Here is a 15,788-nt window from a genome sequence, read left to right on the forward strand (position 1 = left end):
GAGAACGTTGGTGCACTTCTACGTGGTACTAAGCGTGATGACGTTGAACGTGGTCAAGTACTTTCTGCGAAAGGTTCTATCAACCCACACACTAAGTTTGAGTCTGAAGTATACGTACTTTCTAAAGACGAAGGCGGCCGTCACACTCCTTTCTTCAAAGGTTACCGTCCACAGTTCTACTTCCGTACAACTGACGTAACAGGCGATATCACTCTACCAGAAGGCGTAGAAATGGTAATGCCAGGTGACAACGTTCAAATGACTGTTGAGCTAATCGCTCCAATCGCAATGGATGAAGGTCTACGTTTCGCAATCCGCGAAGGTGGCCGTACAGTTGGTGCTGGTGTTGTAGCTAAAATCTTTGCATAAGATTTGACGAACCACTAGTAAAAAGGGCATCATTTGATGCCCTTTTTCTGCGCTAAAAAAAGAGTTGGATGTTTTGACATCGATTTTTGCTCTTAGCAAAGAATTAAACGGTCTTTTTGACTAAAATGACTGTTAGATGTGTTGTTTTGCAACGCAAAGGAATGTGCCCTGCAACAGCGGGGTTATTGTCGTCTATATTTAAGACTTATCACAGGTTGGTTTTATGAAAGCAAACGCTGAAACTCCTGATAGCTCAGGTGCAGCAGATACAATGAAGTGGATTGTCGCTTTTGTTCTGTTGGCTGCTGCTGTTGTGGGTAATTACCTGTATGGTGAATTGTCTGTTGTAATTCGCGCTGCAGGTGTAGTTGTGCTGATTGCTGCCGCACTAGGCGTTGCAGCAACAACAACTAAAGGTAAAGCTGCGATCGATTTTGCAAAAGAATCTCGTATGGAGATTCGTAAAGTTGTTTGGCCTACTCGCCAAGAAACTATGCAAACTACATTGATCGTTTTAGCTGTATGTATTGTTATGTCTCTAGTGCTTTGGGGAATTGACGGCATTATGGTCCGTCTAGTTTCTCTAGCAACTGGGGTGTAGAGGGTTCTGATTCATGAGTGAAGCTCCAAAAAAACGTTGGTATGTAGTTCAAGCCTTTTCTGGCTTTGAAGGTCGTGTTGCACAGTCGCTACGCGAGCATATTAAAATGCACAACATGGAAGAACTATTTGGCGATGTGCTAGTACCTACTGAAGAAGTAGTGGAAATGCGTGCAGGCCAACGCCGTAAAAGTGAACGTAAATTCTTCCCTGGCTACGTATTAGTTCAAATGATCATGAATGATGAATCATGGCACTTAGTACGCAGCATTCCGCGTGTTATGGGCTTCATTGGTGGTACCTCTGATCGTCCTGCACCAATCACTGATAAAGAAGCTGATGCTATCTTGAACCGTCTAGAGAAAGCGAGCGAGTCTCCACGTCCTAAGACAATGTTCGAAGCGGGTGAAGTGGTTCGTGTGAACGATGGTCCATTTGCTGACTTCAACGGTACTGTTGAAGAAGTAGATTACGAGAAAAGCCGCATTAAGGTATCTGTATCGATCTTTGGTCGTGCAACACCGGTTGAGCTTGAATTTGGTCAGGTTGAAAAACTGGACTAAAACTCTAAATTTTGAACAAGCTGTGGATAAATAGTTCATAAGCTGTTTAAAATTAAAGAGTATAAAAAATCACCTTTTTAGGGTTGTTAAAGGCGCGAATTATGATTATAATTTCGCGCCTTTTTGCTTCTGTGGAAGTGAAAAAGAGTTAATTGAATTTATGGGGAGCTCGCCTGGCGGCTAGCGCATGTACCCAAAATATTAGGAAATATCATGGCTAAGAAAGTTGAAGCTTATATCAAACTGCAAGTTGCAGCTGGTATGGCAAACCCAAGTCCACCGGTTGGTCCTGCTCTAGGTCAACACGGCGTGAACATCATGGAATTCTGTAAAGCGTTCAACGCAAAAACAGAATCTGTTGAGAAAGGTCTACCTACTCCAGTAGTTATTACTGTTTACAACGACCGTTCTTTCACGTTCGTAACTAAGACTCCACCTGCTGCTGTTCTTCTTAAGAAAGCTGCTGGCGTTAAGTCTGGTTCAGGTCGTCCAAACACTGAGAAAGTTGGTACTGTTACTGACGCTCAAGTTCAGGAAATCGCAGAAACTAAAGCTGCTGATATGACTGGTGCTGACATCGAAGCAATGAAACGTTCTATTGCTGGTACTGCTCGTTCAATGGGCCTAGTGGTAGAGGGATAAGATCATGGCTAAACTTACTAAGCGTATGCGCGTAATCCGCGACAAAGTTGACTCAACTAAAGAATACGAAATCAGCGAAGCTGTTGCTCTTCTTAAAGAACTAGCGACTGCTAAATTCGTTGAGTCTGTAGATGTTGCTGTTAACCTAGGCATCGATGCTCGTAAATCTGACCAAAACGTTCGTGGCGCAACAGTGCTACCTCACGGTACTGGCCGTGACATCCGCGTTGCTGTTTTCACTCAAGGTGCAAACGCAGAAGCTGCTAAAGCTGCTGGCGCAGATATCGTTGGTATGGAAGATCTTGCTGAGCAAGTGAAAAAAGGCGAAATGAACTTCGACGTAGTTGTTGCTTCTCCAGATGCAATGCGTGTTGTTGGTCAACTAGGTACAATCCTAGGTCCACGCGGCCTTATGCCAAACCCTAAAGTTGGTACTGTAACTCCTAACGTTGCTGAAGCGGTTAAGAACGCTAAAGCTGGTCAGGTTCGTTACCGTAACGACAAGAACGGCATCATCCACACTACTATCGGTAAAGCATCTTTCGAAGCTAGCCAGCTTCAAGAGAACCTAGAAGCTCTTCTAGTTGCTCTTAAGAAAGCTAAGCCTTCTTCAGCTAAGGGTTCTTACCTGAAGAAAGTAAGCATCTCTACTACGATGGGTGCTGGTGTTGCTGTTGATCAAGCTAGTCTTGATACTCAAGCAAACTAATTTGCTTAGGCGCAGATTTAGTGTATACTTCTGCGCCTAATATTTGTGGTTGGGTGGTTTTAAAGCAATTTGAAATCATCTATCCCAAGACCGTAGGCGCTGTCGATTTTCATTAGATTATTGATAGCTTAATAAAACCTACGTAGGCGATGTTGTGGTTTGAAGTGGATTTATTCATTTTTAAATAACATCGTAAACGCTCAATACATTTTGTATTGGGTGCTGTAATCACAACCAGAGGTTAATCCAAATGGCTTTAAATCTTCAAGACAAAAAAGCAATTGTTGCTGAAGTCAACGAAGCTGCCAGTGGTGCACTTTCTGCAGTTGTAGCTGATTCTCGTGGCGTTGAAGTTGGCGCAATGACTTCTCTACGTAAACAAGCTCGCGAAGCGGGTGTTTACATGAAAGTTGTTCGTAACACACTAGCACGCCGTGCGGTTCAGGGTACAGACTACGAGTGTCTAGTAGACACTTTCACTGGTCCAACTCTGATCGCGTTCTCTAACGAGCACCCAGGTGCTGCAGCGCGTCTTTTCAAAGACTTCGCTAAAGAGAACAAAGATTTCGAGATCAAAGCTGCTGCATTTGAAGGCGCAGTTACTGATGCTGAAGTACTAGCGACACTACCAACTTACGACGAAGCTATCGCACGCCTAATGATGTGCATGAAAGAAGCTTCTGCTGGCAAGCTGGTTCGTACTATCGCTGCACTACGTGACCAAAAAGAAGAAGCAGCGGCTTAAGCCTTGCTTTTCACTGGTTGCAAATTAAACTTATTGTTGACTTAAAAGAGAATTGTTATGTCTATTACTAACGAGCAAATCCTAGACGCAGTTGCAGAAATGTCTGTAATGCAAGTTGTTGAGCTTATCGAAGCTATGGAAGAGAAATTCGGCGTTTCAGCTGCAGCTGCAGTTGTAGCTGGTGGCGCAGCTGGCGGCGACGCTGCTGCTGAGCAAACTGAATTCGACGTTATCCTAACTGCTGCTGGCGCTAACAAAGTACAAGTTATCAAAGCTGTACGTGGCGCAACTGGCCTAGGTCTTAAAGAAGCTAAAGGTCTTGTAGACTCAGCTCCTGCAGCGCTTAAAGAAGGCGTTGACAAAGCTGAAGCTGAAGCTCTTAAAGCACAGCTAGAAGAAGCTGGCGCTTCTGTTGAAATCAAGTAATTATTACTTAATTTCATAGCCGCAAGGCTAATGGCTGGTGGTTTATTAACCACCGGCCTTTTTGCGCTGTAGGGCTATGACGAAATTTCCGCTGTTTAACCGTCATAATCCGAGCAAAAAAACAGTCATTTTTTCGAAATGATTGTTCACTACCACTAAACAGCTGTTTGTCACCACCCCCTCTGAAGAGTGTTTTGGGTGGTTTGGGTCACTTATCAGCGAGCTGAGGAACCCCATGGTTTACTCTTATACCGAGAAAAAGCGCATCCGTAAGGATTTTGGTACTCGTCCACAAGTTTTGGACATTCCATACCTGTTATCGATCCAGCTTGATTCTTTCGACAAATTCATCGAACAGGATCCAGAAGGTCAATACGGTCTTGAAGCTGCTTTCCGTTCTGTATTTCCAATTCAGAGCTACAACGGCAATTCTGAGCTGCAATACGTTAGCTACCGTCTTGGTGAGCCAGTTTTTGACGTTAAAGAATGTCAAATCCGCGGTGTTACTTACTCAAAGCCACTACGCGTAAAACTACGTCTAGTTATCTTTGATCGAGATGCACCAGCAGGTACTGTAAAAGACATTAAAGAACAAGAAGTCTACATGGGCGAAATTCCGCTTATGACAGACAATGGTACTTTCGTAATTAATGGTACCGAGAGGGTTATCGTATCCCAGCTGCACCGAAGCCCAGGCGTGTTCTTCGACAGTGATAAGGGTAAGACCCACTCATCAGGTAAAGTTCTTTATAACGCACGTGTAATTCCTTACCGTGGCTCATGGTTAGACTTTGAGTTCGATCCTAAGGATAACTTATTCGTACGTATCGACCGTCGTCGTAAGCTACCAGCATCGATTATTCTTCGTGCACTTGGTAAATCGACTGAAGAGATCCTAGATCTGTTCTTCGACAAGGTGAACTTCGAAGTTAAAGACCAAACTCTTCTTATGGAGTTGGTTCCTGATCGTCTACGTGGTGAAACTGCGTCATTCGACATCGAAGCAAACGGTAAAACTTACGTTGAGACTGGTCGTCGTGTTACTGCTCGCCATATCCGTCAACTTGAAAAAGATGGCGTTGAGCACATCGAAGTACCAGTAGAGTACATCGTTGGTAAAGTTGCATCTAAAGATTACATCAACGAAGCAACTGGCGAGATCATCGTTGGCGCGAACCAAGAGATTAGCCTAGAAGCTCTTGCTAACCTGTCTCAAGCAGGCCACAAGGCTCTACAAACTCTGTTCACGAATGACCTAGATCACGGTCCATTCATGTCAGACACTCTACGTGCAGATAGCACAGTAGATCGCATCTCTGCATTGGTAGAAATCTACCGCATGATGCGTCCTGGCGAGCCACCAACGAAAGAAGCTGCAGAGTCTCTATTCGAAAGCCTATTCTTCTCTGAAGAACGTTACGACCTATCAACTGTAGGCCGTATGAAGTTCAACAGCTCTATCGAGCGTGAAGAAGAAGAAGAGCGCGGTACTCTGGATGAATCAGACATCATCGAAGTGATGAAGAAACTGATTGGTATCCGTAACGGTATTGGTGAAGTGGACGATATCGACCACCTTGGCAACCGTCGTATCCGTTCTGTAGGTGAAATGGCAGAAAACCAATTCCGTGTTGGTCTAGTTCGTGTAGAACGTGCCGTTAAAGAGCGCCTAAGCCTTGGTGACCTTGATGCAATCATGCCTCAAGATCTTATCAACGCTAAGCCGATCTCTGCTGCAGTTAAAGAATTCTTTGGCTCTTCACAGCTTTCACAGTTCATGGACCAAAACAACCCATTGTCAGAAGTTACGCACAAACGTCGTATCTCTGCTTTAGGTCCTGGTGGTCTTACTCGTGAGCGCGCAGGCTTCGAAGTACGTGACGTTCACGTAACTCACTACGGTCGTCTATGTCCGATCGAAACGCCTGAAGGTCCAAACATCGGTCTAATTAACTCACTATCTGCGTTTGCACGTTGTAACGATTACGGTTTCCTAGAAACTCCGTACCGTCGTGTAGTAGATGGTGTAGTAACAGAAGAAGTTGATTACCTGTCTGCAATCCAGGAAGGTCAATTCGTAATCGCGCAAGCAAACACCATTCTTACTGAAGAAGGTACGTTTGCAGATGAGCTAATCACAGCTCGTCAAAAAGGTGAATCTGGTCTTCACCCACGCGATCACGTTGACTACATGGACGTTGCGACAAACCAAGTAGTATCTATCGCTGCTTCGCTTATCCCGTTCCTAGAACACGATGATGCGAACCGTGCATTGATGGGTGCCAACATGCAACGTCAAGCTGTACCAACACTTAAGGCTGATAAGCCTCTAGTAGGTACTGGTATCGAACGTAACATCGCAGTTGACTCTGGTGTTACAGCGGTTGCTAAACGTGGTGGTCAAGTTCAGTCTGTAGACGCTTCTCGTATCGTAGTTAAGGTTAACGAAGATGAATTGGTACCTGGCGAAGCTGGTATCGATATCTACAACCTAACTAAGTACACGCGTTCGAACCAAAACACATGTATTAACCAACGTCCAACTGTACTTCCTGGTGAACCAGTTGCACGTGGCGATGTTCTTGCTGATGGTCCTTCAACAGACCTTGGTGAACTAGCTCTTGGCCAAAACATGCGTATCGCATTCATGCCTTGGAACGGTTACAACTTCGAAGACTCGATCTTAGTATCTGAGCGCGTAGTTCAAGAAGACCGTTTCACGACAATCCACATCCAAGAACTATCTTGTGTGGCTCGTGATACTAAGCTGGGTTCTGAAGAGATCACAGCTGATATTCCAAACGTAGGTGAGTCTGCTCTGTCTAAACTAGACGAGTCAGGTATCGTTTACATTGGTGCTGAAGTTAAGGGTGGCGACATCCTAGTTGGTAAAGTAACCCCTAAAGGTGAAACTCAACTGACTCCTGAAGAGAAGCTACTACGTGCTATCTTCGGTGAGAAAGCATCTGATGTTAAAGATACTTCTCTACGTGTACCAAACTCTGTTTCGGGTACTATCATCGATGTACAAGTCTTCACTCGCGATGGCGTAGAGAAAGACAAGCGTGCACTTGAAATCGAACAGATGCAGCTTAAAGAAGCTAAGAAAGACCTAACTGAAGAGTTCCAAATTCTTGAGGGTGGCCTTCTTAACCGTGTTAAAGCTGTACTTCTGTCAGGTGGTTACTCTGAAGCTAAGCTTGATACTATCGGTCGTAAGCAATGGCTAGAGCAAGTTCTAGAAGACGATGCGCTACAAACACAGCTTGAGCAACTTGCTGAGCAGTGGGATGAGCTAAAAGCAGACTTCGATAAGAAGTTTGAAACTAAGCGTCGTAAAATCACTCAAGGTGATGATCTAGCGCCTGGCGTTCTTAAGATTGTTAAAGTTTACCTAGCGGTTAAACGTCGTATCCAGCCTGGTGATAAGATGGCCGGTCGTCACGGTAACAAAGGTGTAATCTCTAAGATTAACCCTGTTGAAGACATGCCATACGATGAGAAAGGTCAGCCTGTAGACATCGTACTTAACCCGCTGGGTGTACCATCGCGTATGAACATCGGTCAGATCCTAGAAGTTCACTTAGGTTTGGCTGCGAAAGGTATCGGTGACAAGATCAACCAAATGGTTAAGGAACAACAAGAACTGCATAAGTTCCGTGAGTTCCTACAGAAGGTTTACGATCTTGGTGATACTCGTCAGAAAGTTGATATTGCTGAACTGTCTGATGATCAAGTTCGTACACTGATCAAGAACCTACGTGGCGGTCTACCGATTGCTACTCCTGTGTTCGACGGTGCTTCTGAGTCTCTAATCAAAGAACTACTTAAACTGGGTGATCTGCCAGAATCTGGTCAGCTTAAACTGTTTGATGGTCGTACTGGTGATTCGTTTGAGCGTCCTGTAACTGTTGGTTACATGTACATGCTGAAACTGAACCACTTGGTTGATGACAAGATGCATGCGCGTTCAACTGGTTCTTACAGCCTAGTAACTCAGCAACCACTTGGTGGTAAAGCTCAGTTCGGTGGTCAGCGTTTCGGTGAGATGGAAGTATGGGCACTAGAAGCATACGGTGCTGCATATACTCTACAAGAAATGCTAACAGTTAAGTCAGATGACGTTAACGGCCGTACTAAGATGTATAAGAACATCGTAGACGGTAACCATAGCATGGAACCTGGTATGCCTGAGTCGTTCAACGTACTGTTGAAAGAGATTCGCTCGCTAGGTATCAACATCGAGCTAGAAGACGAAGAGTAATCCCTCCTTCTTTTTAAAAGAAGATAGGATTATTTGGTAAAAGGGAGCTTGCTACAGCAGTGAGCTCCTTTAACTCCTTACAGGAGCTGAATGTGAAAGACTTATTAAACTTTCTAAAAGCACAGCATAAGACCGAAGAATTTGATGCAATCAAAATCGGTCTATCTTCACCAGACATGATCCGTTCATGGTCTTTTGGTGAAGTTAAAAAGCCGGAAACAATTAACTATCGTACGTTCAAACCTGAACGTGATGGTCTGTTCTGTGCACGTATTTTTGGTCCAGTTAAAGACTACGAATGTCTTTGTGGCAAATACAAGCGCCTGAAGCACCGTGGTGTTATCTGTGAGAAGTGTGGCGTTGAAGTTACACAAACTAAAGTTCGTCGTGACCGCATGGGCCACATCGAGCTAGCTTCACCAGTTGCTCACATCTGGTTCCTAAAATCACTGCCGTCTCGTATCGGTCTACTAATGGATATCCCTCTACGTGATATCGAACGTGTTCTTTACTTCGAGATGTACGTAGTAACTGAACCAGGTATGACTGATCTAGAAAAATCTCAGATGCTTACTGAAGAAGAGTATCTGGATCGTCTAGAAGAGTGGGGTGACGAATTTACTGCTAAGATGGGTGCTGAAGCGATCAAAGATCTGCTTGCAACAATGGACCTTCATCAAGAAGTGGAAGAAATGCGCGAAGAGTTAGAAACGACTAACTCAGAAACTAAGCGTAAAAAAGTTACTAAGCGCCTGAAGCTAGTTGAAGCGTTCATTGCATCGGGTAACGATCCGCAATGGATGATTCTGACTGTACTTCCGGTTCTGCCGCCAGATCTACGTCCTCTAGTACCACTAGATGGCGGTCGTTTTGCGACTTCAGATCTGAACGACCTTTACCGTCGTGTGATTAACCGTAACAACCGTTTGAAGCGCCTTCTAGAGCTAGCTGCTCCGGACATCATCGTACGTAACGAAAAGCGTATGCTGCAAGAGTCTGTTGATGCACTTCTAGATAACGGTCGTCGTGGTCGTGCTATCACTGGTTCTAACAAGCGTCCTCTGAAATCTCTTGCTGATATGATCAAGGGTAAACAAGGTCGTTTCCGTCAGAACCTTCTAGGTAAACGTGTAGACTACTCTGGCCGTTCTGTAATCACAGTAGGTCCATACCTTCGTCTACATCAGTGTGGTCTTCCTAAGAAGATGGCACTTGAGCTATTTAAGCCGTTCATCTACAGCAAGCTAGAAACTCGTGGCATGGCTACGACAATCAAAGCTGCTAAGAAGATGGTAGAGCGCGAAGAAGCTATCGTTTGGGATATCCTGGACGAAGTAATCCGCGAACACCCAGTACTGCTTAACCGTGCACCTACACTTCACCGTCTAGGTATCCAAGCGTTTGAACCAGTACTAATCGAAGGTAAAGCGATTCAGCTTCACCCACTAGTGTGTGCGGCATACAACGCCGACTTCGATGGTGACCAAATGGCGGTACACGTGCCTCTAACTCTAGAAGCACAGCTTGAAGCACGTACACTGATGATGTCGACGAATAACATTCTGTCGCCAGCGTCAGGTGATCCGATCATCGTACCTTCTCAGGACGTTGTATTGGGTCTTTACTACATGACACGTGACAAGATCAACGTGAAAGGCGAAGGTATGTACCTTGCTGGCCCTGCTGAGGCTGAAAAGGCATACCGTACTAAGACTGCTGAGCTACACGCTCGCGTTAAAGTACGTATCACCGAAACTGTAGTAGACGAAGATGGTAACAGCACTACTGAAACGAAGATGGTTGATACAACTGTCGGCCGTGCAATGCTATGGCAAATCGTTCCAGCTGGCCTACCGTACAGCATCGTTAACCAAAAGTTAGGTAAGAAGCAGATCTCTACTCTTCTTAACGAGTGTTACCGTAAGCTTGGTCTAAAAGATACAGTAGTATTTGCTGACCAAATCATGTACGCAGGTTTTGCATACGCTGCACTTTCTGGTGTTTCTGTAGGTATCGACGATATGGTTGTACCTCAAGCGAAATACGATGAAATTGAATCTGCTGAAGAAGAAGTTCGCGAAATCCAAGAGCAATTCCAATCTGGTCTTGTTACTGCGGGTGAGCGTTACAACAAAGTTATCGATATCTGGGCATCTACGAATGACCGCGTTGCGAAAGCAATGATGGATAACCTATCTTCTGAAACAGTTATCAACCGTGACGGCGAAGAAGAACAGCAAGAATCGTTCAACAGCATCTACATGATGGCCGACTCGGGCGCACGTGGTTCTGCAGCTCAGATTCGTCAGCTAGCAGGCATGCGTGGTCTGATGGCGCGTCCAGATGGTTCAATCATCGAAACGCCGATCACAGCGAACTTTAAAGAAGGTCTAAACGTCCTTCAGTACTTTATCTCAACGCACGGTGCTCGTAAGGGTCTTGCGGATACAGCACTGAAAACAGCAAACTCGGGTTACCTAACTCGTCGTCTAGTAGACGTTGCTCAAGACGTTGTAGTACACGAACATGACTGTGGCACGCATGAAGGTATCGACATGATGCCTCACATCGAAGGTGGTGACGTTAAAGTTGCACTTTCTGAGCTTGCTCTAGGTCGTGTAGTAGCTGAAGACGTTCTTAAGCCTGGTACTGAAGATGTACTGATTCCACGTAATACTCTGATTGATGAGAAGTGGTGTCAAATCATGGAAGACAACTCAGTAGATAGCATGAAAGTGCGCTCTGTTGTTACCTGTGATGCAGACTTCGGTTGTTGTGCACAGTGTTACGGTCGTGACCTAGCACGTGGTCACCTAGTGAACCAAGGTGAAGCAGTTGGTGTTATCGCTGCACAATCTATCGGTGAACCGGGTACACAGCTAACGATGCGTACGTTCCACATCGGTGGTGCGGCATCTACTGCAGCAGCAGAGAACAGCATCCAAGCTAAGACAACAGGTACTGTGAAACTTCACAATGCTAAGTTCGTAGTTAACAAAGATAAGAAACTGGTTATCACTTCTCGTGCATCTGAGATGACGATTATTGATGAATTCGGCCGTACTAAAGAGAAGCACAAACTTCCTTACGGTTCGATGCTAACCAAAGGCGACAACGCAGCAGTTACTGCTGGTGAAGTTGTAGCTAACTGGGAAGCGCATACCATGCCAATCATCACTGAAGTGGCAGGTCGTATCCAATTCGTAGATATGATCGATGGTATTACAGTTTCTCGTCAAACTGACGATCTAACGGGTCTTTCTTCAAGTGAAGTTACAGACGCAGCAGCTCGCCCAGCAGCAGGTAAAGATATGCGTCCAGCTATCAAACTTGTTGATGAGCAAGGTAACGACGTAATGATCCCTGGTACTGATATGCCAGCTCACTACTTCCTACCTGGCAAAGCGATTGTAAACATCGAAGATGGCGCTGAAGTTGGCATCGGTGACACACTATCTCGTATCCCTCAAAAATCGAGCGGAAACAAAGATATCACCGGTGGTCTACCACGCGTAGCTGACCTATTCGAAGCTCGTAAGCCTAAAGAGCCTGCGATCCTTGCTGAGCACACAGGTACTGTGTCTTTCGGTAAAGAAACGAAAGGTAAGCGTCGTCTAGTAATCACTCGTGAAGGCGGTGACGCTTACGAAGAGATGATTCCTAAGCATCGTCAATTGAACGTGTTCGAAGGTGAGAAGATTGAACGTGGTGATGTAATCGCCGACGGTCCTGAAACTCCACACGATATCCTGCGTCTACGTGGTATCCACGCAGTAACTCAGTACATCGCGAACGAAGTTCAAGAAGTTTACCGCTTACAAGGCGTAAAGATTAACGATAAGCACATCGAGACTATCGTTCGTCAAATGCTACGTAAGTGTACAATCACTCATTCTGGTGACTCTCCGTTCCTACCTGGCGAACAAGTTGAGTACCACAATGTTAAGATTGCTAACCGTAAGCTAGAAGCTGAAGGTAAAGAACTAGTACGTTTCGAACGTGATCTACTAGGTATTACTAAAGCATCTCTTGCAACTGAGTCATTCATCTCAGCTGCATCGTTCCAAGAAACGACTCGCGTACTAACAGAAGCTGCGGTTTCTGGTAAGCGTGATGACCTTCGCGGTCTGAAAGAGAACGTAATTGTTGGTCGTCTGATCCCAGCTGGTACTGGTTTCGCATACCACCAAGAGCGTCAAAAACAACGTGAAGAAGAGCAAGAAGGTCCTTCAGCTGAACAAGCTACTGACAATCTAGCAGCACTTCTAAACGCTGGTTTCTCTTCAGAAGAGTAAGCTCTACGAGTAGTCTCTAAGAGATAAGAAAAAGGCACCTTCGGGTGCCTTTTTTGTATCTGGCGTATTGGTATTTAGCTATGACTTATAAAGTGATAGGTGTGCTTATCTAGCTGGTGAGGTTGGATTTATGTCCTGAAGAGTGCTCTTTGAGGCCAGTAAGATAAAGGGTAGAGATGATTAGGCTGATTAGGGCTGTAACCATATGCTTATGGCTAAAGGTCAGGGCGAGCGAGTAAGCTCTGTCTGAAAGGTTCTGGGTAGTTTGGATAACCTTACAGACAAAACAAAAAGCTTGCACAGAGGCAAGCTTATTAAGGATTCGGCTAACTAAGCGCCTGGTGGAATCGCTAAACTGTCTGCAATAAGCTGGATAAGATTATCTTCTACTTCAAAACGTAGTTCGAGTAGTTCACCTATTTTGGACATATCTCCTTCGAAGTTAGGCAACTCATCGTCTGCATTTACTTTAACGTACTTATCATTGAATTCTAGAAGCGGCTCGGTTGTAAGTACGATCTTCGCGTAAGTTGTATCAATCTCGTCATTGGTTTTAAAGCCTGTTGCTTGCCATTTTTTCATGACCATATCGTAGATCTTAAAATGACCCTCTGAGATATAATCGACAACATGATCACAGAATGAGCTTATTTCTTTAGGGGAAGGGAGTTCAACAACGTTTGATTGCCCGTTGCTAGCTGGCTGCAGGGCACCTAGCTTACAATACTCAACGATTAGAGACTGTCGAGTTTCGAGCCAATGATCGATGACCTCATTAGAGCCACCCCATTGTTCTTGTATTTGTTTGAATTTATTTAGCATGACCATGTCCTCATGATCTGATCACAACCTTGTGATCAAGTAATTGCCTAAGCAGGGTCCGTTTTATTGGTAGCTACTAAAATTAATAGCTTGAAATATTCTCTGCTACAACTCTAGTATGAAATTAGATTGCCAGTAAAATGAACGAACTGCAAGCAATGAGGCATAGGGATGTTAAAAAAAAGTGATAACAAAATGACAGAGCAAGCTTATTGGTGCGTCGTTTCTGGTAGTGATATTTGGGTTAATAATGATCAGTTTCCGTTTGGCTCTGCTGAAGAGCTTGGGCTGAGTGTGGAGCATGCAATCTGTATTGGTCAGCATCAAGGTCGCAAGGTGTATTGGCTCAACGATTGTGATGTGGAGAATGAGCTGAGCATGGTCAGCCTAAGAGAGTTACTGCACTGGCCTGAAGTGAGTTTCTTGACTGCAAGCAAAGCCATCCAATATGGGCATATGACTCAAAGTATGCGTTTTTGCCCTCAGTGTGGTGGTCGAAATCATCTCAACCATAACCAGGTGGCGATGCAGTGTGGAGATTGCCGCACACTTCATTATCCTCGTATCTTCCCGTGCATCATTGTCGCTGTACGAAACGACAACAAGATATTGCTTGCGCAGCACCCAAGACATAAGACAGGTATGTATACCGTGATAGCGGGCTTCCTAGAGGTCGGAGAGACCTTAGAGCAGTGTGTGGCAAGAGAAGTCAAAGAAGAAACGGGTATCGATGTCGATAATATTCGTTATTTTGGCAGCCAGCCATGGGCGTTTCCATCGAGTATGATGATGGGCTTTCTCGCAGATTATGCTGGTGGTACGCTCAAGCCTGACTACAGCGAGCTATCGGATGCTCAATGGTTTGACGTAACAAGCCTGCCTGATGTTGCTCCTGTTGGAACCATTGCGAGACAGTTGATTGAGAAAACCGTTGATGACGTGATGAAAGATGGTGTGACTGAGCAGATACTAGAGCACTAATTTGCCTGTGATAGTATTTGGCCTATGGGTGATCAAAAGCTAAAAAAAACCCTCCACAAGTGGAGGGGGTAAGTAAGATGTCGTTATGAGATGCTGAGTAGTGACTACTCAGATATTATAATTGTAATTTTCGCTAGCGAACAAATTTTTAACATGCTCCCGTAATTGGGTGCAAATTAAGCATTGATTTAAAAGTTAATAACTTGATCTAGGTTGCAAAGCACACAGCTTTTACCCTTCAATCAGTGTTAGAATACTTGCCATCAAAACTAGACAAGATTGAATTGGAATTTAACGGAATGACCGAATTAAAAAACGATCGCTATTTACGCGCACTTTTAAAACAGCCTGTTGATTACACACCGGTATGGATGATGCGCCAAGCTGGCCGCTATCTTCCTGAATACAAAGCAACGCGCGCTGAAGCGGGCGATTTCATGTCTTTGTGCAAAAACGCGGAACTGGCATCAGAAGTAACACTTCAACCTTTACGTCGTTTCCCGCTTGATGCGGCAATCTTGTTCTCAGACATCCTAACTATCCCTGATGCAATGGGCTTAGGTTTGTACTTTGAAACAGGTGAAGGTCCTAAGTTTGAGCGTCCTATCACGTGTAAAGCTGACGTAGAGAAGATTGGCCTACCTGATCCAGAAGGCGAGCTTCAATACGTAATGAATGCCGTTCGTCAGATCCGTAAAGACCTGAAAGGCGAAGTGCCACTGATTGGTTTCTCTGGTAGCCCATGGACTCTAGCGACATACATGGTTGAAGGTGGAAGCTCTAAAGCATTCACTAAGATCAAGAAGATGATGTACGCAGAACCACAAACGCTGCACCTGCTTCTAGACAAGCTAGCTGACAGTGTTATCGAATACCTGAACGCGCAAATTAAAGCGGGTGCTCAATCGGTAATGGTATTTGATACATGGGGTGGTGTACTGACCCCTCGTGACTACAACCTATTCTCACTGCAATACATGCACAAAATCGTTGATGGCCTAATCCGTGAAAACGAAGGTCGTCGAGTACCGGTTACTCTGTTCACTAAGAACGGTGGCATGTGGCTTGAGTCTATCGCAGCAACAGGTTGTGATGCGGTTGGTCTAGACTGGACAATCAACATCGCAGATGCAAAAGCTCGCATCGGCGACAAAGTTGCTCTGCAAGGTAACATGGATCCTTCAATGCTTTACGCTCAGCCTGAACGTATTCGCGAAGAAGTGGGCAGCATCCTTGAAGGCTTCGGCGACGGTGGTACAGGTCATGTATTTAACCTAGGCCACGGTATCCACTTAGATGTACCGCCAGAGAACGCTGGTGTATTCGTTGACGCTGTTCACGAATTGTCTAAGCCTTACCACAAGTAATTCTG

Annotated in this window: 12 protein-coding genes; 11 read left to right on the top strand and 1 reads right to left on the bottom strand. The window is 45.0% G+C overall.

The window, feature by feature from the left end:
* The 9 genes from AB4307_RS11590 to rpoC form a co-directional block, all read left to right on the top strand.
* Window positions 1-369, top strand: a 369-nt coding sequence (locus AB4307_RS11590; protein WP_446677992.1) for an EF-Tu C-terminal domain-related protein, incomplete at its 5' end; no start/stop codon positions are given.
* Between the two features lie 223 nt (window positions 370-592).
* Window positions 593-970 (top strand): preprotein translocase subunit SecE, encoded by a 378-nt coding sequence (secE, locus tag AB4307_RS11595; protein ID WP_010435558.1) that lies wholly within the window; start codon window positions 593-595, stop codon window positions 968-970.
* A gap of 13 nt (window positions 971-983) precedes the next feature.
* Entirely contained in the window at window positions 984-1,532 is a 549-nt protein-coding gene (gene nusG / locus AB4307_RS11600; RefSeq protein WP_010435556.1) for a transcription termination/antitermination protein NusG, read from the top strand.
* A gap of 213 nt (window positions 1,533-1,745) precedes the next feature.
* On the top strand, window positions 1,746-2,174 hold the full coding sequence (gene rplK, locus AB4307_RS11605) for a 50S ribosomal protein L11 (protein WP_010435555.1): 429 nt from the start codon (window positions 1,746-1,748) through the stop codon (window positions 2,172-2,174).
* Between the two features lie 4 nt (window positions 2,175-2,178).
* Window positions 2,179-2,883 (top strand): 50S ribosomal protein L1, encoded by a 705-nt coding sequence (gene rplA / locus AB4307_RS11610; protein WP_017060523.1) that lies wholly within the window; start codon window positions 2,179-2,181, stop codon window positions 2,881-2,883.
* Window positions 2,884-3,133: 250 nt separating this feature from the next.
* Window positions 3,134-3,628 (top strand): 50S ribosomal protein L10, encoded by a 495-nt coding sequence (rplJ, locus tag AB4307_RS11615; protein ID WP_017060524.1) that lies wholly within the window; start codon window positions 3,134-3,136, stop codon window positions 3,626-3,628.
* 57 nt (window positions 3,629-3,685) lie between these two features.
* Window positions 3,686-4,054, top strand: coding sequence for a 50S ribosomal protein L7/L12 (gene rplL, locus AB4307_RS11620; RefSeq protein ID WP_017060525.1), 369 nt, complete (start codon window positions 3,686-3,688; stop codon window positions 4,052-4,054).
* A gap of 235 nt (window positions 4,055-4,289) precedes the next feature.
* Complete coding sequence (rpoB, locus tag AB4307_RS11625; RefSeq protein WP_017060526.1) at window positions 4,290-8,318, top strand: DNA-directed RNA polymerase subunit beta; 4,029 nt, start codon at window positions 4,290-4,292, stop codon at window positions 8,316-8,318.
* A 92-nt stretch (window positions 8,319-8,410) separates the two neighbouring features.
* On the top strand, window positions 8,411-12,613 hold the full coding sequence (gene rpoC / locus AB4307_RS11630) for a DNA-directed RNA polymerase subunit beta' (RefSeq protein ID WP_017060527.1): 4,203 nt from the start codon (window positions 8,411-8,413) through the stop codon (window positions 12,611-12,613).
* 330 nt (window positions 12,614-12,943) lie between these two features.
* On the opposite strand, the gene AB4307_RS11635 is transcribed toward rpoC, so the two are convergent.
* Window positions 12,944-13,441: an Rsd/AlgQ family anti-sigma factor gene (locus AB4307_RS11635; RefSeq protein WP_032545724.1), complete on the bottom strand. Its 498-nt coding sequence runs from the start codon at window positions 13,439-13,441 to the stop codon at window positions 12,944-12,946.
* A 165-nt stretch (window positions 13,442-13,606) separates the two neighbouring features.
* Here AB4307_RS11635 and nudC point away from each other — a divergent pair, with 165 nt between their 5' ends.
* Window positions 13,607-14,416, top strand: coding sequence for an NAD(+) diphosphatase (gene nudC, locus AB4307_RS11640; protein WP_017060529.1), 810 nt, complete (start codon window positions 13,607-13,609; stop codon window positions 14,414-14,416).
* Window positions 14,417-14,715: 299 nt separating this feature from the next.
* Window positions 14,716-15,783 carry a uroporphyrinogen decarboxylase gene (gene hemE, locus AB4307_RS11645; RefSeq protein ID WP_017060530.1) on the top strand — a complete coding sequence of 356 codons (1,068 nt, stop codon included), beginning with the start codon at window positions 14,716-14,718 and terminating at the stop codon, window positions 15,781-15,783.
* Window positions 15,784-15,788: the final 5 nt, after the last annotated feature.

The organism is Vibrio sp. 10N.261.52.C2 (genome assembly GCF_041471425.1).
GTDB classification, from domain to species: domain Bacteria; phylum Pseudomonadota; class Gammaproteobacteria; order Enterobacterales; family Vibrionaceae; genus Vibrio; species Vibrio crassostreae_C.

Excerpts from the sequence above, each read along its gene's own strand:
- secE (WP_010435558.1), top strand. The coding sequence starts at position 593 with ATGAAAGCAAACGCTGAAACTCCTGATAGCTCAGGTGCAGCAGATACA.
- rplL (WP_017060525.1), top strand. The coding sequence starts at position 3,686 with ATGTCTATTACTAACGAGCAAATCCTAGACGCAGTTGCAGAAATGTCT.
- nusG (WP_010435556.1), top strand. The coding sequence starts at position 984 with ATGAGTGAAGCTCCAAAAAAACGTTGGTATGTAGTTCAAGCCTTTTCT.
- rplK (WP_010435555.1), top strand. The coding sequence starts at position 1,746 with ATGGCTAAGAAAGTTGAAGCTTATATCAAACTGCAAGTTGCAGCTGGT.
- rplJ (WP_017060524.1), top strand. The coding sequence starts at position 3,134 with ATGGCTTTAAATCTTCAAGACAAAAAAGCAATTGTTGCTGAAGTCAAC.
- rpoB (WP_017060526.1), top strand. The coding sequence starts at position 4,290 with ATGGTTTACTCTTATACCGAGAAAAAGCGCATCCGTAAGGATTTTGGT.
- rplA (WP_017060523.1), top strand. The coding sequence starts at position 2,179 with ATGGCTAAACTTACTAAGCGTATGCGCGTAATCCGCGACAAAGTTGAC.
- AB4307_RS11635 (WP_032545724.1), bottom strand. The coding sequence starts at position 13,441 with ATGGTCATGCTAAATAAATTCAAACAAATACAAGAACAATGGGGTGGC.
- nudC (WP_017060529.1), top strand. The coding sequence starts at position 13,607 with ATGTTAAAAAAAAGTGATAACAAAATGACAGAGCAAGCTTATTGGTGC.
- hemE (WP_017060530.1), top strand. The coding sequence starts at position 14,716 with ATGACCGAATTAAAAAACGATCGCTATTTACGCGCACTTTTAAAACAG.